The 16,614-nt window shown below is 58.7% G+C and carries 15 protein-coding genes and 1 riboswitch; all 15 genes read left to right on the forward strand.

What is annotated here, in order from left to right; all coding sequences use genetic code 11:
• Positions 1-21 precede the first annotated feature (21 nt).
• The 15 genes from NG653_RS07550 (at position 22) to NG653_RS07620 (ending at position 16,611) form a co-directional block, all read left to right on the forward strand.
• Positions 22-1,197 carry a trans-sulfuration enzyme family protein gene (locus NG653_RS07550; RefSeq protein ID WP_252741084.1) on the forward strand — a complete coding sequence of 392 codons (1,176 nt, stop codon included), beginning with the start codon at positions 22-24 and terminating at the stop codon, positions 1,195-1,197.
• Between the two features lie 29 nt (positions 1,198-1,226).
• A complete protein-coding gene (locus tag NG653_RS07555; RefSeq protein ID WP_252741085.1) occupies positions 1,227-1,634 on the forward strand; it encodes an RrF2 family transcriptional regulator in 408 nt (135 codons plus the stop codon).
• A gap of 96 nt (positions 1,635-1,730) precedes the next feature.
• On the forward strand, positions 1,731-1,997 hold the full coding sequence (locus NG653_RS07560) for a DUF2061 domain-containing protein (protein WP_252741086.1): 267 nt from the start codon (positions 1,731-1,733) through the stop codon (positions 1,995-1,997).
• A 21-nt stretch (positions 1,998-2,018) separates the two neighbouring features.
• Positions 2,019-2,642, forward strand: a complete 624-nt coding sequence (locus NG653_RS07565) for a phosphoadenosine phosphosulfate reductase domain-containing protein (protein WP_252741087.1) — start codon at positions 2,019-2,021, stop codon at positions 2,640-2,642.
• A gap of 101 nt (positions 2,643-2,743) precedes the next feature.
• Positions 2,744-3,634, forward strand: coding sequence for a sulfate adenylyltransferase subunit CysD (gene cysD, locus NG653_RS07570; protein WP_252741088.1), 891 nt, complete (start codon positions 2,744-2,746; stop codon positions 3,632-3,634).
• Between the two features lie 11 nt (positions 3,635-3,645).
• Positions 3,646-4,893, forward strand: coding sequence for a sulfate adenylyltransferase subunit 1 (locus NG653_RS07575; RefSeq protein WP_252741089.1), 1,248 nt, complete (start codon positions 3,646-3,648; stop codon positions 4,891-4,893).
• A 122-nt stretch (positions 4,894-5,015) separates the two neighbouring features.
• A riboswitch (SAM riboswitch) is annotated at positions 5,016-5,156 on the forward strand.
• 94 nt (positions 5,157-5,250) lie between these two features.
• Entirely contained in the window at positions 5,251-6,294 is a 1,044-nt protein-coding gene (locus tag NG653_RS07580) for a homocysteine S-methyltransferase family protein (protein WP_252741090.1), read from the forward strand.
• Positions 6,291-8,975 carry a methionine synthase gene (gene metH / locus NG653_RS07585; RefSeq protein ID WP_252741091.1) on the forward strand — a complete coding sequence of 895 codons (2,685 nt, stop codon included), beginning with the start codon at positions 6,291-6,293 and terminating at the stop codon, positions 8,973-8,975. The genes NG653_RS07580 and metH overlap by 4 nt, the downstream gene beginning before the upstream one ends.
• 54 nt (positions 8,976-9,029) lie before the next feature.
• Positions 9,030-9,980: a methylenetetrahydrofolate reductase [NAD(P)H] gene (metF, locus tag NG653_RS07590; RefSeq protein WP_252741092.1), complete on the forward strand. Its 951-nt coding sequence runs from the start codon at positions 9,030-9,032 to the stop codon at positions 9,978-9,980.
• Positions 9,981-10,038: 58 nt separating this feature from the next.
• Entirely contained in the window at positions 10,039-11,136 is a 1,098-nt protein-coding gene (locus NG653_RS07595; protein ID WP_252741093.1) for an acyloxyacyl hydrolase, read from the forward strand.
• 13 nt (positions 11,137-11,149) lie between these two features.
• Positions 11,150-11,911, forward strand: coding sequence for a head GIN domain-containing protein (locus NG653_RS07600; protein ID WP_252741094.1), 762 nt, complete (start codon positions 11,150-11,152; stop codon positions 11,909-11,911).
• Position 11,912: 1 nt separating this feature from the next.
• On the forward strand, positions 11,913-13,019 hold the full coding sequence (locus NG653_RS07605) for a serine hydrolase domain-containing protein (RefSeq protein ID WP_252741095.1): 1,107 nt from the start codon (positions 11,913-11,915) through the stop codon (positions 13,017-13,019).
• A gap of 119 nt (positions 13,020-13,138) precedes the next feature.
• On the forward strand, positions 13,139-14,650 hold the full coding sequence (locus NG653_RS07610) for a S10 family peptidase (RefSeq protein WP_252741096.1): 1,512 nt from the start codon (positions 13,139-13,141) through the stop codon (positions 14,648-14,650).
• Positions 14,651-14,699: 49 nt separating this feature from the next.
• Complete coding sequence (gene speB / locus NG653_RS07615; protein WP_252741097.1) at positions 14,700-15,491, forward strand: agmatinase; 792 nt, start codon at positions 14,700-14,702, stop codon at positions 15,489-15,491.
• Positions 15,492-15,645: 154 nt separating this feature from the next.
• A complete protein-coding gene (locus NG653_RS07620; protein WP_252741098.1) occupies positions 15,646-16,611 on the forward strand; it encodes a mechanosensitive ion channel family protein in 966 nt (321 codons plus the stop codon).
• Positions 16,612-16,614 lie beyond the last annotated feature (3 nt).

The raw sequence follows: 16,614 nt of genomic DNA on the forward strand, positions 1-16,614 counted from the left end.
CTAACCTAAAAAAGAAATAAAGTGGAAAAATATCGCACCGAAACCCAGGCCATACGGACCCAAATCCCGAGGAGCCCTTTCCAGGAGCATTCAGCCCCCCTGTACCTTACCTCAAGTTTTGTCTTCGAGGACGCCGAGGATATGCGGGCCTCCTTCGCCGAAGAGAAGGAGCGCACCCTGTATTCCCGCTACTCCAACCCCAATACCGATGAACTGATCCGGAAAGTCTGCCTGATGGAGGGGGCCGAACAGGGCTTTGCCTTTGCCTCGGGCATGGCCGCGGTCTTTTCCACCTTTGCGGCCCTGCTCGATAGCGGCGACCATATCGTGGCTTCCCGTTCGGTGTTCGGCTCTACCCATACCCTGTTTACCCAGATTTTGCCCCGCTGGAATATCTCCCATTCCTATTTCCGGTTTGATGACCTGGAATCCATAGAATCCCTGATCCGCCCCAATACGCGCATCCTCTACGCAGAATCGCCGACCAACCCCGGGGTGGACGTGCTGGACCTGGAGGCCCTTGGGAAGATTGCGAAAAAGCACGGGCTGTTGCTGGTTATAGACAATTGCTTTGCGACCCCCTACCTGCAGCAACCCATCCGGTTCGGGGCCGATGTGGTCATTCATTCGGGGACCAAGCTCATGGACGGGCAGGGGCGCGTACTGGCAGGGCTGGCCGTAGGGCCGGAGGCCCTGATCGACCGGATTTACCGGTTTGCGCGCATCACCGGGCCGGCCCTTTCACCCTTTAACGCATGGGTGCTCTCCAAAAGCCTGGAAACCCTTCCCGTGCGGGTGGACCGCCACTGCGAAAATGCCCTGGAGGTGGCCCGGTTCCTGGAAAGCCACCCTGCCGTCAACTGGGTAAAATACCCTTTCCTGCCGAGCCACCCGCAGTATGCCCTGGCCAAAAAGCAGATGAAGGCCGGGGGATGCGTGGTCGCCTTTGAAGTGCGCGGGGGCGTCGATGGGGGCCGGGCGTTCTTTGACCGCATCGGCTTGCTTTCCCTGTCGGCCAACCTGGGCGATACCCGTACCATTGTTACCCACCCGGCCTCTACCACGCATAGCAAGCTGAGCGTCGAAGAGCGGCTGGAAAGCGGCATTACCGATGGCATGGTGCGGATCTCCGTGGGCCTTGAGCACCCTGAAGACATTAAGGCAGACCTGGACCAGGCCCTGCGGGCTATTCCCTAGCGTTTCGCTTATTTCCTTATCTTCGCTCTGTGCTTTCGAGGAAAACAAAATACGGCCTGAAGGCTCTCACCTACCTGGCCAGGACGAAAGACCGCGGGCCGGTGCCCATCGCCGAGATCGCCCGGGAGGAAAACATTTCCCAGAAATTCCTGGAAAGCATCCTGCTTACCCTCAGGCGGAACGGGTTCCTGGGCTCCCGAAAGGGCAAGGGAGGGGGGTATTACCTGATCAAAGAGCCCGTTCAAATCCAGATGGAAACGGTGATGCGGGTGCTTGAAGGGCCCATTGCCATGGTCTCCTGCGTAAGCCTGAATTTCTACGAACCCTGCGCCGACTGCCCCGACGAGGCCAGCTGCTCGGTCCACAAGCTCATGTTGCAGGTGCGCGACAGCACCCTGGAGGTCTATCGCTCCAATTCCCTGGCTGACCTTATTTAAGCCTTTATTGGAGGCCTCCTAAAAAATAAGACCCTGATTAGGAAGAATCCCAAAAAGAATTTTATGTTTGCAAATCCTATTAAACCTATAGGATAAATGAATTTTCTTTACAGCTTCCAAAACCCCGGCAAAAAAGGGTCGGTCCATTTTGCGGCAGACCGTGCCTCCGAACGCCCTTACCGCAGTATTGCTAAGTCGGTCAGCTGGCGGATTGTGGGCACCCTGGATACGATAGCCATCTCCTGGATCATCACCGGGACCCCGGCCGTGGCGCTCTCCATCGGCATGGTGGAATTGCTTACCAAAATGCTGCTCTATTTTTTCCATGAAAGGGTGTGGAATACCATTCCCTGGGGAAGGTAAATACCAAATTGCAAAAGAACCATGATATTGAAGAAGGAACATTTGGCAGGGCGTAACCGCCAGCTGCGCGGGAAAATCCCGGCTGAAATTATCGCTGCGGTACTGCATGAAGGCAAGAAGGCCGTGCTCACCACCAATTTCAGGCCTTATGAGGCCGCCATCCTCCACGCGGTAACCAGGGTGCAACCCGATATCCCCGTAATCTGGTGCGATACCGGTTACAATACACCCCAGACCTACAGGCACGCCGAAGAACTGACCCACCGGCTCGGCCTGAACCTTTTTTGCTATATCCCCAGGCAAACGGCTGCCTGGCGCCAGGCCATCCTGGGCATGCCATCTGTGGAGGACCCCCTGCATGCCGAATTCACCCGGCAGGTAAAACTGGAACCTTTTGAGCGGGCCATGAATGAGCATCAGCCGGAAGTGTGGTTTACCAACCTCAGGAAGGGGCAAACGGCCCACCGCGATTCGCTCGACATCCTGAGTCCGGGCCACGGGGGCGTATTGAAGGCAAGTCCTTTTTACCATTGGTCCGACGCCGAACTTGACGGGTACCTGCGCCAGCACGGGCTCCCCAATGAATTGCGGTACCATGACCCTACCAAGGCGCTGGAAAACCGTGAATGCGGCTTGCACCGGTAACCCCGGCCCTGAAGTTCTTACTCCTGAAAACCACTTAACCATATCGGATGGCAACACCACAAACCCAAACACCATACCCCCCGAAGGTCGATCCTCAAAGGATGCCTATGAATCCCCTAGAACACGAGGCGATCTATATCCTGCGCGAAGTCGTGGCCCAGTTCGAGAGGCCAGTCCTGCTCTTTTCCGGCGGCAAGGATTCCATTACCCTGGTGCGGTTGGCCCAAAAAGCCTTCTACCCGGGGCGTATTCCCTTTCCACTGCTGCATATTGATACCGGCCACAATTTCCCGGAGACCCTGGCTTTCAGGGACCGGTTGGCGGAGGAACTGGGGCTGCGGCTCATCGTGCGCCATGTCCAGGACGCCATTGACCAGGGGAAGGTCGTCGAGGAGACCGGAAAGTACGCCAGCAGGAATGCCCTGCAGACCACAACCCTGCTCGATACCATAGCGGAATTCCGGTTTGATGCCTGTATCGGGGGCGCCCGGCGCGACGAGGAGAAGTCCCGGGCCAAGGAACGCATCTTTTCCGTTCGCGATGCCTTCGGGCAATGGGGCCAGCGGAACCAGCGCCCTGAGCTCTTCGACCTGCTGAACGGGGAAATCGAACACGGGCAGAATGTTCGTGTGTTCCCGATCAGCAACTGGACGGAACTGGAGGTATGGAAGTATATCCGGCAGGAGAAAATCGCCCTGCCATCCCTCTATTTTGCCCACCAGCGCCCGACCTTCGTCAGGGACGGGTTGCTTTGGGCCGCCTCAGACCCCATAGTATACAGGAGCCTGGAGGAAGCCGTCGAAAACCGTTGGGTCCGTTTCCGCACTGTGGGCGATATGACCTGCACGGCCGCCGTACTGTCACGCGCGGAAACGCTCGATGAAGTCATCGCGGAGATCCGGCAATCCCGAATTTCGGAACGCGGGGCCAGGATTGACGACAAGCGGTCCGAAGCGGCTATGGAGCGGCGCAAGGAGCAGGGATATTTTTAAACATTACCATCATGAAAGTACTGAAGATAGCCACGGCAGGAAGCGTCGATGACGGGAAAAGCACCCTGATCGGGCGATTGCTCCACGATACGGGTTCCCTGGCTGAAGACCAGCTGGAAGCCATTCGCCAGAGCAGCGAAAGGAAGGGGTACGATTACCTCGATTTCTCCCTGGCCACTGATGGCCTGGTGGCAGAAAGGGAACAGGGCATCACCATAGACGTGGCCCATATTTATTTTTCCACCCAAACCACCAGTTATATCATTGCGGATACCCCCGGGCACGTCGAGTATACCCGGAACATGGTCACCGGGGCTTCCACCTCCCAGGCCGCCATCATCCTTATCGATGCGCGCAAGGGGGTGGTGGAGCAGACCTACCGGCATTTTTTCATCAATGGCCTGCTGCGGGTCCGGGAAGTGGTTGTGGCCATCAATAAAATGGACCTGGTGGATTTTGACCAGGAAGTTTTCGAAGGCATAAAGGCCGCCTTTGAGGAGCTTACCCGGAAAAGCCCTTTCCCGGAACAAAGAATCACTTTCCTGCCGATCAGCGCCCTGCAGGGAGATAATGTGGTGCACCCTTCCGGCCGCCTCCCCTGGTATACCGGACCCACCCTGCTGGAACACCTCGAGTCGCTGGATCCGGCCGGGTTCACGGAAACGGGGCCGGTGCGCTTCCCGGTGCAGTGGGTCATTCGGCCGAAGACCGCGGATTTCCCCGATTTCAGGGGATATGCGGGTAAAGTATACGGAGGGACGCTGAAAGCAGGGGATGCCGTTATGCTCCTCCCATCCGGGAACTGCTCCAAGATCAGGGATATCTTTTTCTTTGATGCGCCTTTGGAAGCGGCAACACCCGGAAGTTCAGTCACCCTTACCCTTGAAGATGACCTGCAGCTCTCCCGGGGCGATATGATCGTTAAATTGGGGGAAGCGCCCAGGGCTGAAAGGGAGCTTTCTGCCACCCTCTGCTGGATGGACCACAAACCCCTTAAGGAAGGGGCCCGGTTTACCCTGCAGCACCACGCCCACAAAGTACTTTCCAGGGTCACGAGCATTGAGTCTAGGCTGTCCACGGATTTTTCCGGGGGGACATCCGCAGATGGGGGCCTGCACCTCAACGAAGTGGGCGAGGTGCGCCTTGAGCTGGCCCGGGAGGTCTACACGGACCCCTATCGGGAACACAGGGAAAACGGTTTTTTTATCCTTATCGATCCTTTGACCCGGCACACCGCCGCGGTTGGGTTTATTTCCTGATCCCCGGCATGCCGTTCAAATAGCATCGGCCCCCGGATCGCCCCCCCCTGAAAAACTTTCCGGGTTATTTGCGTAAGACCTCGCGGTGCCCTTACTTTGCACCTGTTCATTGCCAATCTGACCTGTTATTGAGAAAGGTGGAGGGATTAGACCCGGTGAAGCCTTAGCAACCCTTTGCCCGTTCGGGGCGGAGAAGGTGCTACATTCTAACCTTTACAGGGGTGGCCCCATGGGCTGTATACCCCCTGAAGGAAAGATAACGTCGCATTCCGGTATTCCCGGAGCCTCACCCTTTCTTTTCCCGGTCACCCCAAACCTCCGCAACAATGGTAGTTGCGGGTGTAAAATTGATACGACATGCCGAAGATAGAAGACCTGCTCAAACAACGCATCCTGGTGCTCGACGGGGCCATGGGCACCATGCTGCAGCGCTACCGCTTCACGGAGGAGGATTTCCGGGGCGATCGCTTCAGGGACTGGCCTACACCCCTGCAGGGCAACAATGACCTGTTGTCGCTCACCCAACCGCAGGCTATTGCCGAGGTACACCGAAAGTACCTCGAGGCCGGGGCAGACATCCTGGAAACCAACACCTTTTCGGCAACTTCCGTGGCCATGGCCGATTACGGCATGGAAGCCCTTGCCCGGGAAATAAACCTGGAATCGGCTCGGATCGCGAAGGAGGTCGCCCTCGAGTTTACCCGGGCCAATCCTGAAAAACCGCGATTCGTGGCTGGCAGCATTGGTCCGACCAACAAAACCGCAAGCATGTCGCCGGACGTCAACAACCCGGGGTTCCGGGCGATCACCTTTCAGGCCCTGAAGGAGGCGTACCGGGAACAGGCCGAAGGTTTGCTGGAAGGGGGGGTGGACCTGCTCCTGGTAGAGACGGTATTTGACACCCTCAATGCCAAAGCGGCCCTCTTCGCCATCGGGGAAGCCCAGGAGCACCTCGGCACCAAGGTGCCCGTAATGATCAGTGGGACCATCACCGATGCTTCCGGCCGCACCCTTTCCGGCCAGACCGCCGAGGCGTTCCTGATTTCCGTTTCCCATGCCCCCCTGCTTTCGATCGGCCTGAATTGCGCCCTGGGGGCAAGCCAGCTTACCCCCTACCTGCAGGTGCTTTCGGACCGGGCGGAAATCGCCGTGTCGGCCCACCCGAATGCCGGCCTTCCGAATGCCTTCGGGGCGTACGACCAGGGGCCTGAGGAGATGGCATCACAGATAAGGGAATACCTGGAAAAGGGCCTGGTGAATATCGTTGGGGGGTGTTGCGGGACCACCCCGGCCCATATTGGTGCCCTCGCGGCACTGGTTAAGGAATATAAACCCAGGGAACTTTCACCCCGACCCCAATCGGGGTTAAATTCCCAGGTTCAAATAAAGGTAAAGGAATGAAGGAACCAGAGCTGAGGTATTTGAAGCTGTCGGGCCTGGAACCCCTGGTCATTACCCCTGAAAGCAATTTTGTGAATGTGGGGGAGCGCACCAACGTGGCGGGCTCGCGCAGGTTTTTACGGTTGATCAAGGAGCAGGATTTCGAACAGGCCCTCGACATCGCCAGGGAGCAGGTCGAGGGGGGTGCCCAGATCCTGGACGTGAACATGGATGACGGGCTTATCGACGGGGTGGACGCCATGGTCCGCTTCCTCAACCTGTTGATGGCCGAACCAGACATTGCCCGGATCCCGGTTATGATCGATAGTTCCCGGTGGGAAATCATCGAGGCGGGCTTGCAGGTGGTACAGGGGAAGTGTGTGGTCAATTCCATCAGCCTGAAGGAAGGGGAGGAAACCTTCCTGTGGCAGGCCCGGCAAATCAGGCGCTACGGGGCAGCCGTGATCGTGATGGCTTTTGATGAAAAGGGACAGGCCGATACCTATGAAAGGCGGGTGGAGATTGCGGCGCGTTCCTATCGGCTGCTCACCGAACAGGCAAGCTTCCCCCCGGAGGATTTAATTTTTGACCTCAATATTTTCCCCGTGGCCACGGGCATACCCGAACACCGGCGCAATGCGGTGGACTTTATCGAGGCCACGCGCTGGGTGCGGCAACACCTGCCCCATTGCAGCGTGAGCGGGGGGGTGAGCAATGTTTCCTTCAGTTTTCGTGGAAATACCGGGGTGCGGGAAGCCATGCATTCGGCGTTCCTCTACCACGCCATCAGGGCCGGGATGAATATGGGGATCGTAAACCCTTCCCTCCTGGAAGTATATGACGATATCCCGGCCGATTTGCTGGAGCGGGTCGAAGACGTACTGCTGGACCGCCGGGAGGATGCCACCGAAAGGTTGCTGGACTTTGCCGAAACCGTGCAGGGGGAACACAAGAAACGGCAGGTGGACGACTCGTGGAGGGAACTCCCCCTGCAGGAGCGCATTACCAGGGCCCTGGTGAAGGGGATTGACCAGTATATCGAAGCGGATGTGGAGGAGGCCCGCAGGGGGGCCAGCCGTACCATCGAGGTGATCGAGGGGCCCCTCATGGAGGGGATGAATGTGGTCGGCGACCTGTTCGGGAGTGGGAAGATGTTCCTGCCCCAGGTGGTGAAATCGGCCCGGGTGATGAAAAGGGCCGTGGCCTACCTGACCCCCTTTATCGAAGAGGAAAACCTTTCCGGCCCCGGGGCGCGCCCGGCCGGAAAGGTTTTGATGGCCACGGTTAAGGGAGATGTCCACGATATCGGCAAAAACATCGTAAGCGTCGTATTGGCCTGCAACAATTATCAGATCGTGGACCTGGGCGTGATGGTGCCCCCTGAAAAAATCCTGGAGGCAGCCCGCGAGCAGCAGGTCGACATTATTGGCCTCAGCGGGCTTATCACCCCTTCCCTCGACGAAATGGTGTTCCTGGCCCGGGAGATGCAGCGGCAGGGGTTCCGCATCCCCCTGCTGATCGGGGGGGCCACCACCAGCAAGGCACACACGGCCGTAAAGATCGACCCCCAGTACCATTCCGCCGTGGTGCACGTGAACGATGCCAGTAGGGCGGTGACGGTGGTGGGCGATTTGCTGCAGCAGGAGCGGGGCGAGGCGTATGCCGGGTCCGTGAAAGCGGAATACGCAGTTTTCCGCGACAAGTTCCTGGCCCGGGGCCGGCAGAAATCGTACCTCAGCCTGGAGGAGGCCCGCAAGAACCGGCTGCGCCTGCCCTGGAGGGAAGCCGACCTTGCGGTACCCCGCGAATTGGGCATCAGGCAAATAGATGCTATGGACCTGCAGACGCTCGTACCCTTTATCGACTGGTCGCCCTTTTTCCGGACCTGGGACCTGCATGGGCGGTACCCCGACATCCTGGACGACGCGGTAGTGGGCGAACAGGCCCGCTCCCTTTACGGGGATGCGCGCCAGATGCTTGCGGAGATCACCGGGAAAGGGCTGCTCCAGGCCCGGGCGGTGTTCGGCCTGTTCCCGGCCCGGTCCCTGGAAGACGACATTGTGGTGACGTCCCCGGACCAGGGGGAAGTGATCTTCCGGACCCTGCGGCAGCAGTCGCAAAAACGAGAAGGAGTGCCCAACCTGGCCCTGTCAGATTTCATCGCCCCGGTTGACTCGGGCCTGCAGGACTATATCGGGTGTTTCTGCGTTACCGCCGGGCTGGGGGCCGATGCGCTGGCCAGGCAGTACGAAGACCAGCTCGACGATTACGGGAGCATTATGGTCAAGGCCCTTGCCGACCGCCTGGCCGAGGCGTTTGCGGAATACCTGCACCGCGAGGTGCGGGTGCGCCACTGGGGGTATGTACCCGACGAACACCTCGACAATGAGGCGCTGATCCGCGAGGCTTATAAGGGAATCCGCCCGGCGCCCGGCTACCCCGCCTGCCCGGACCACCTCGAAAAACGAACCATCTGGGACCTCCTGCAGGTGGAGGAGCGCATCGGGGTGACCCTGACGGAAAGCCTGGCTATGTGGCCGGCCGCCAGTGTCAGCGGCTATTATTTTGCCCACCCCCAGGCGCGGTATTTCGGGTTGGGGAAAATCTGCAGGGACCAGGTCGCGGATTATGCGAACCGCAAGGGGATCCCCCTGCCGGAAGCAGAAAAATGGCTGGGGCCCAACCTGGCCGAGGAAGGATAAACAAGGGTATTACCAAACCATTCCTGAAAGAAATTACAGCAGCACAAAACAACCATGAAAGTTACCGATCATATCGCCAACGCCTCGCAGACCCTCTTTTCTTTCGAGGTCATCCCCCCGGTCAAGGGGAAGAACATCGAGGAACTCTACCGCAACATCGACCCCCTGATGGAATTCAACCCCCCGTTTATAGATGTGACCACCTCCAGGGAGGAGTACGTGTACATCGACCGCGACGGCCTGCTCGACAAACGGCGGACCCGCATGCGGCCCGGGACCCTTGGCATCTGCGCCGCCATCATGCATAAGTACAATGTGGATACCATCCCCCATGTGCTATGCGGGGGGTTTACCCGGGAGGAAACCGAATACCTCCTGGTCGATTGCCAGTACCTGGGGATCGACAACGTTATGGCCCTTAGGGGCGATGCCATGAAAGAGGAGAAATACTTTACCCCCACCGAGGGCGGGCATACGTATGCCTCCGAACTGGTGCGCCAGATCGTGGACCTGAATGCGGGCACCTACCTCCACGAGGTGGTGGAGACCGACCAGTGTGCGGACTTCTGCATCGGGGTGGCCGGGTACCCCGAGAAACATATGGAGGCCCCTTCCCTTAAGGCGGACCTCAAGTGGCTCAAACACAAAGTGGACCTGGGGGCCCACTATATCGTGACCCAGATGTTCTTCGACAACCGGAGGTATTTTGAATTCGTGGAGGCGGCCCGGAACCTGGGCATCCAGGTCCCCATCATCCCCGGCATCAAGCCGATAGCGACCAAAAAACACCTGCAATTGCTGCCCCAGGTTTTCCGCACGGAACTCCCGGATGACCTGGTGGATGCCGTGGAAGCCTGCCGCGACAACAAGGCAGTGCGCCAGGTGGGCATCGAATGGGCCATCGCCCAGTCAAGGGAGTTGAGGGCCGCCGGCGTTCCGGTGGTCCACTACTATTCCATGGGAAAATCCGACAATATCAAAACCATTGCCGAGGCGGTTTTCTAAACCTTCGGGACGGCCTGCCCAGGGAGGGCTATCGGTAAAAACCCTACCTTTACCGGCCATGAGAAAAGGGTTTTCAGCCATCCTCTGGTTCCTGGCCAGCCTGTTGCCCGTTTTAGGGCAGGAGGACCCGCGTTCACGCAACCTGGAGGTAAGCCCGTTCTACGGATCGGTCCTCCTGCACAACCCCGACATTTCCCACCTGATCCGCGCCCATCCGGCCGGGGTCATCCTGTCCCTGAACCGCAGGACTTTCGGGGCCGAACCCTGGGAGGAGCGCTTCGGGTACCCCGACCAGGGAGTTTCCTTTATCTACCAGGATATGGGGACGGCCACCCTGGGGGACAACTACGGCCTCTACCTGCATTACAACTTTTATTTCCTCCGCAGGGCGATGCAATTCCGTATCGGACAGGGGATTGCCTATACCACCAACCCCTACGACCCTGTCGTGAACTTCCGGAATAATGCCTATGGCAGTGACCTGATGAGCTCCACCTACCTGATGCTGCAATACCGCAGGGAGCGCCTCTGGAACCGGTTGGGGTTGCAGGCGGGGATCACGCTGGTGCATTATTCGAATGCCAATGTGCGCGCCCCGAACACCTCCACCAACACCCTGGGGCTGACTGCAGGGCTGGTCTATGAGCTGGACCCCGACCCGGGGCAGGAATTCAGGCACTGGGAGAAAATGCCTTTTAAAGAGCCCGTGCGTTTGAACCTGGTCTTCCGAACCGGGGTAAACGAAAGCGATGTGGTGGGCTCCGGACAGTTCCCGTTCTATATTTTCTCGGCCTACGCCGACAAACGGCTGGCCCCGGTGAGTGCCGTTCATGTGGGCGCAGAGGTCTTTTTTTCGAATTTCCTGAAGGAATTGATCCGTTTCCAGTCCACTTCCTTCCCGGAACTTGAGGTCTCCCCCGGTACCGATTTCAAAAGGGTAGGGGTTATGCTGGGCCACGAATTGTTCATCAATAAATTAAGCGTATTAACCCAACTGGGGTATTACCTGTATTACCCCTTCGATTTTGAGGGCCGGGTCTACAACCGGATCGGGATCAAGCGGTACTTTGGCGACCGGTGGTTCGTGGCGGTGAGCCTCAAATCACACGGCGCCAAGGCAGAAGCCATAGAATTCGGCCTGGGGATACGCCTTTGAAATGCAAAAACCTATGAGAGCCTACACGCGCTTTACGCTCCTGACTTTCCTCGCCCTTGCGCTGGCGGGGTGCGGGGAGGATGGCCCTGATTGTTTCCAGGCCTCCGGGGAGCAGGTAAGGGAGGTCCTGGACGTCCCGGCATTTACGCGGATTACCGTTTTTGAAAACATCCGGCTGGTGCTTCGCCACGGGGAGCGGCAGGAAGTGGTTCTGGAAACCGGAAAGAACCTGAGGCCGGACGTTTCCGCCCGGGTAGCCGACGGCGTCCTGGAACTGCGCGACCGCAATGGATGCAACCTTTTCCGATCGTACGGACAAACCACCTTTTACGTAACCACTCCCGATTTGGAAGCCGTCAGGAGCAGTACCGGCTGGCCCGTGGAGAGCGACGGGGCATTGCCTTTTTCCGATTTGCGGCTCATTTCGGAAAGCTTCAACGACCCGGAGGCGGCCACCACCGATGGTTCATTCGACCTGGAGGTGGATGCCGGCCGGGTGCAAATCGTGGCCAACGGCATCGCTTTTTTCAAACTCAGGGGCCGGGCTGGGTCCCTCGTAGTGACCATTGCCGCGGGCGATGCCAGGGTAGAGGCGGAAGGACTCCAGGCAGGCGCGGTACAGGTCGACCACCGGGGAAGCAATGTGATTCGGGTGAACCCGCTAAACCGGATTGCCGGGGTGATCCGCGGGTACGGGGATGTGCTCAGCTTTAACCGCCCTGCTGAGGTAGCGGTGGAAGAACTGTTCCGGGGCCGGTTGATATTTGTGGACTGAGATGGCTTCGATTTGGCAACACCTCCGCCGATGGCTGCGTCCCCTGAGCCGGGAGGGCGCCCACGGGGAAAGGGATCCCCGGGAACGGGCCAATGCCCTGTTGCGTGCCCTGTCGGAAGACGGGCAGGTCCCCGGGCTGGCCATCCGCGCCCTGTACCGCGGAACCGACTGGTTCACGGCGGGGTATGGGATGGCCGACCTCGGCAGGCCCTTGCCGGTGGAACCGGAAAAGACGGTCTTCCGGGTGGCCAGTATTTCCAAACCCATCACGGCTACGGCCCTGGCCCGAATGGTTTCCGAAGGTGCCCTGGACCTTGACGAAGACCTTCGGGCCTGGGTACCCGAGTTCCCGGAAAGGCACGGCCGGGTAAGCCTGCGGCAACTGGCTGCCCACACGGCAGGGCTTCGGGCCTACCGGGGCAAGGAAGCCGCCCTGAACCTGCCCCTCACCATAGCGGAAAGCCTGCCCCTTTTTGTGGAAGACCCCCTGGAATATAAACCCGGGGAAGGGTATGGCTACAACAGTTTCGATTCGGTCCTGCTGTCGCTGGCCATGGAACGCGCCGGGGGAAGGCCTTTCCACGAACTGGTGGATGACCTCGTGCTGGGGCCCATTGGCATGGCCCACACCCACATGGAGGTCCCGGGGACCCCAGTGCCCGGGCAGGCGCAGTTTTATACCCGCCGGGCAGGAGTGTTCAGGCCGGCCACCCCGGTGGATACCCGGTACAAACTTGCAGGTGGGGGCTACCTGTCCACGGTATACGATATTTGCAGGCTCGGGCAAGCCTACCTCGACGGAGGGATCGCCTCCCGGGATGTGCTGGAACCCTTTCTGACGACACAGCAGGTCGCGGGCGCGCCTACTTACTACGGGCTGGGGTGGCAGGTCAGCCGCGATGCTGCGGGGAGGCCCTATTTCGGCCATGTCGGCAACACCGTCGGGGGATACAGCAACTTTTACGTATATCCGGAAAGCGGGTTGGTGGTCTGCGCCCTGATCAATTGTTCGGTTCCCGGAATACAGCCGGTACTGGATGCCTCGGTGGAGGCATTGCACCAAAGCCTTCCCCCCTTGTCCCGGGGAGGGGAGCCGGTGCTCTTTTGACTCAAAGAAGTCCGAAGGAAGGCCCGCTAATTTGCCGCAAAGTTTTACCTTACCTTCCCTAAAGCGAAAAACCTATGCACCCCCTTTTATTTAAGAATTTCCAAAGAACATTTTTGTCGTTGTGCAGTTTTTTCATCCTGTCTGCCGCCCTGCCCCAGGACGCGGCGAAGGAAGACCAGAAAGGTAAACCGATTCCAGACCCCAGGCGATTTGTTACCGAACACCGGATTCAAAATGGGGGAAAACAGGTCGTTTATACGGCTACCGCTTCGGAGACCTATCTCCGCGATTCCTCAGGAGAGCCAGTGGCTTCCATCTGGTCGGTGGCCTATACCCAAAAACAGGAAAAGGACCAAGGCAACGCGGCCCTGCGCCCCGTTACATTCGTATTTAACGGTGGGCCGGGCTCTGCTTCGGTATGGCTGCACATGGGGTTGCTGGGCCCGCAACGGGTGGTGGTGGATTCCGGGGCCCGGGAAGATGACGGGGCGCCACCCTATCCCCTGGTCCCCAATACCCAGGGGGTGCTGGACCTCACCGACCTGGTTTTTATCGACCCGGTGGGCACGGGGTACAGCCAGGTTATCGGGAAGGGCAAGGTGGAAGATTACTGGGGGTTAAAGCAGGATGCCGCTTCCATTGCCCGCTTTATCAGGGAATGGGTGAGCGCCCACAACCGCTGGATGTCGCCGAAGTATATCGCGGGGGAGAGCTTTGGGACTACCCGGGCGGTTGGGGTGGCCCACGAGCTGGAGGGGGATGGGCAGGATATGGCCCTCAACGGGCTGATCCTCATCTCCCAGGCCCTGGATTACGGGGGCTCCACCTCTGAACACGACAACATTACCTCCTTTATTACCTATTTGCCCAGTATGGCAGCCACAGCCTGGTACCACAAACGGGCCGGGCAGGGCAAATCCCTGGAGGAGTTTTTGGCGGAATGCCGGGAGTTTACCTATAGCCGGTATATCCCCGCCCTCTACAGGGGGGCCTTCCTCGGGAAGGCGGAAAAGGAAGCCGTGGCGGAAGAAATGGCCCGCTTCACCGGGCTGGACCGGCAGTACCTCCTGGACTCTGACCTCAGGGTTCTGGTACCCCGTTTCCAGAAGGAACTCCTTCGGGACAGGGGATTGGCCCCCGGCCGGCTGGACGGCCGTTTCCTGGGACCGGAGATCGACCCCTTTACCGACGGCCCCCATCTGGGGGACCCCGCAAGCTACCAGATCAGCAGTGCCTACACAGCGGCCATTAACCATTACCTGGGGACCACCCTGCAGGTGGCCATGGATCGTCCATACCTGGTTTCCAACCCGCAGATCTATGGCAAGTGGAACTGGAAACCCGTGCCCGAGGGGCAGGGCTGGGAACCCGCCCGGGTAAATGTGGCCAGAAAACTTGCTGAGACCATGAGGCGCAACCCCGAAATGCGGGTTATGGTGGCCAACGGATATTACGACCTGGTTTGCCCCTTCTTCGATGCGGAGTACACGTTTGCCCGACACGGGATACAAGCCGATAAGATATGGATGACCTATTATGAGGCAGGGCATATGATGTACACCCACCAACCTGATTTCCTCGGCCTCACCCGGGATATCCGCGAGTTCCTGACCACGGAACCGAAACCCTGAAGCCACGGATCTTTTTCCCCAAACAGGGGCCAAATAATAAACGAAACCAATGGATGCCAACGTACTGATCCGCGGGATTTGCTATGATGCGAAGTCTTCTTTTCTAAGGGGGCCGGCCAGGGGTCCGGCCGGGATCCGGGCCGCCCTGCATTCGGGTTCCATGAACGGGTTTCCCGAGGACCTCACCGACCTGGGGGATCTTGTGGCCCGGGATGCGGGCGATTTCCAGGTGGAAGAGTACTTGCAGATCGAGGCCCTGACCCTCCAACACCTGCAGGAGGGGCAAAAGCTCTTCACCCTGGGCGGGGACCATTCTATTACCTATCCCATCGTTAAGGCCCTGGGGTCGAAATACCCCAGGCTGGATATATTGCATATCGATGCCCATCCTGACCTGTACGACCAGTACGAAGGCGATCCGTATTCCCATGCCTGCCCCTTCGCCAGGATCATGGAGGAAGGCCTGGCAGACCGCCTGGTGCAGGTCGGTATTCGCACCCTGAACCCCCACCAGCGCGACCAGGCCCTGAAATTCGGGGTGGAGAGCTATCCGATGCATGCCCTGGACCAACTCGGCCCCCTCACCTTTTCGAACCCCGTCTACATTTCCCTGGACATGGATGCCCTTGACCCGGCCTTTGCCCCCGGGGTTTCCCACAGGGAGCCTGGGGGGATGACTACACGACAGGTAATCAGCCTCCTCCAGGGTCTCAGGGGGGAGGTTGTGGGTGCCGACCTGGTGGAATACAACCCGCTCCAGGACCTGGGGGATACCACGGCCTTCGTCGGGGCCAAGCTGATGAAGGAACTCCTGGGGGCCATGGCCCGGAGGAACGGCTGAGGGAAACGGAGTCCGCCTGTGGCCACCCGGTTTCTCTCATTCCCTGTTCGCCCTGAAGAAGGCTCGGGAAAACCAACCTTTTCCGGACTGGAATTAGCGTGAATTTTGTATTTTAACGGGGTACCCCCCAGGGTACCTTTCAAAGGCACACCCCATGGAATCACTGGATTTTTTCTGGGAATGGCTCAGGGAGCACCCAACAGCGGAAACCCTGCTGAAGTACCTGGCATGGCTGGTCGTGGTGGTAGTGCTGATCGTTTACCTCCGCCGCTTGATCCGCCGGAAGGTCACCGATTCGGACACCCGCTACAAGTCGCAGAAGGCGGTTGAGGTTTTCGGTTACCTGCTGCTCCTGCTGATAACCGTGTCCTATTTCACGGGGAACATCAAGGACATCGCCCTGGCTGTGGGGCTGTTCACCGCCGGTATCACGATTACCCTGCAGGAACTGATCCTGAGCATCGCGGGTTCGGTTTACATTTTCCTGGTTAAAGTCTACAAGCCTGGGGACCGGATCGAGATCAACAAGATTAAGGGCGATGTAATCGATATCGACAGCATGTACACCACCATGATGGAAATCGGGGAATGGGTGAGTTCCGACAACTACAGCGGACGCATTGTAAAACTCAGCAATGCTTTTGTGTTCAGGGGGCCGGTATACAACTACTCCCGAGACTTCCCCTTTATCTGGGACGAATTTGACCTGCCCATCCGCTATGGCTCCGATGTGGACCTGGCCAAAAAAATTGTAACCGGGGTCGCCTCCACTGAACTTTCAGCCTTTGTGAGGGAGTCTCATGAGCAGTGGAAATCCGTGGTGGGCCGTTATTACACCGAGGATGCCGTGGTGGAACCTTCACTGGCCATTACCCTAACCGACAACTGGATCCGGTTTAACCTCAGGTATATCGTGGACTACAAGCGGCGGAGGCTAACCAAAGACCTCCTCAGCCAGCGGATCCTGCAGGAGGTGGAGAAAACAGGCGGGAAGGTACAACTGGCTTCCGCCACGGTGGAAATTGTCAGGATCCCGGTGCTGGAAATGGATGGCAAAAATGGCACAGACACCCGGGGCCAGGAGGGAAATGAACAAAAGAAACAGCCCGGCCCAACCTAAAGC

Origin of the sequence: Robiginitalea marina (genome assembly GCF_024006985.1) — a bacterium.
GTDB lineage: Bacteria > Bacteroidota > Bacteroidia > Flavobacteriales > Flavobacteriaceae > Robiginitalea > Robiginitalea marina.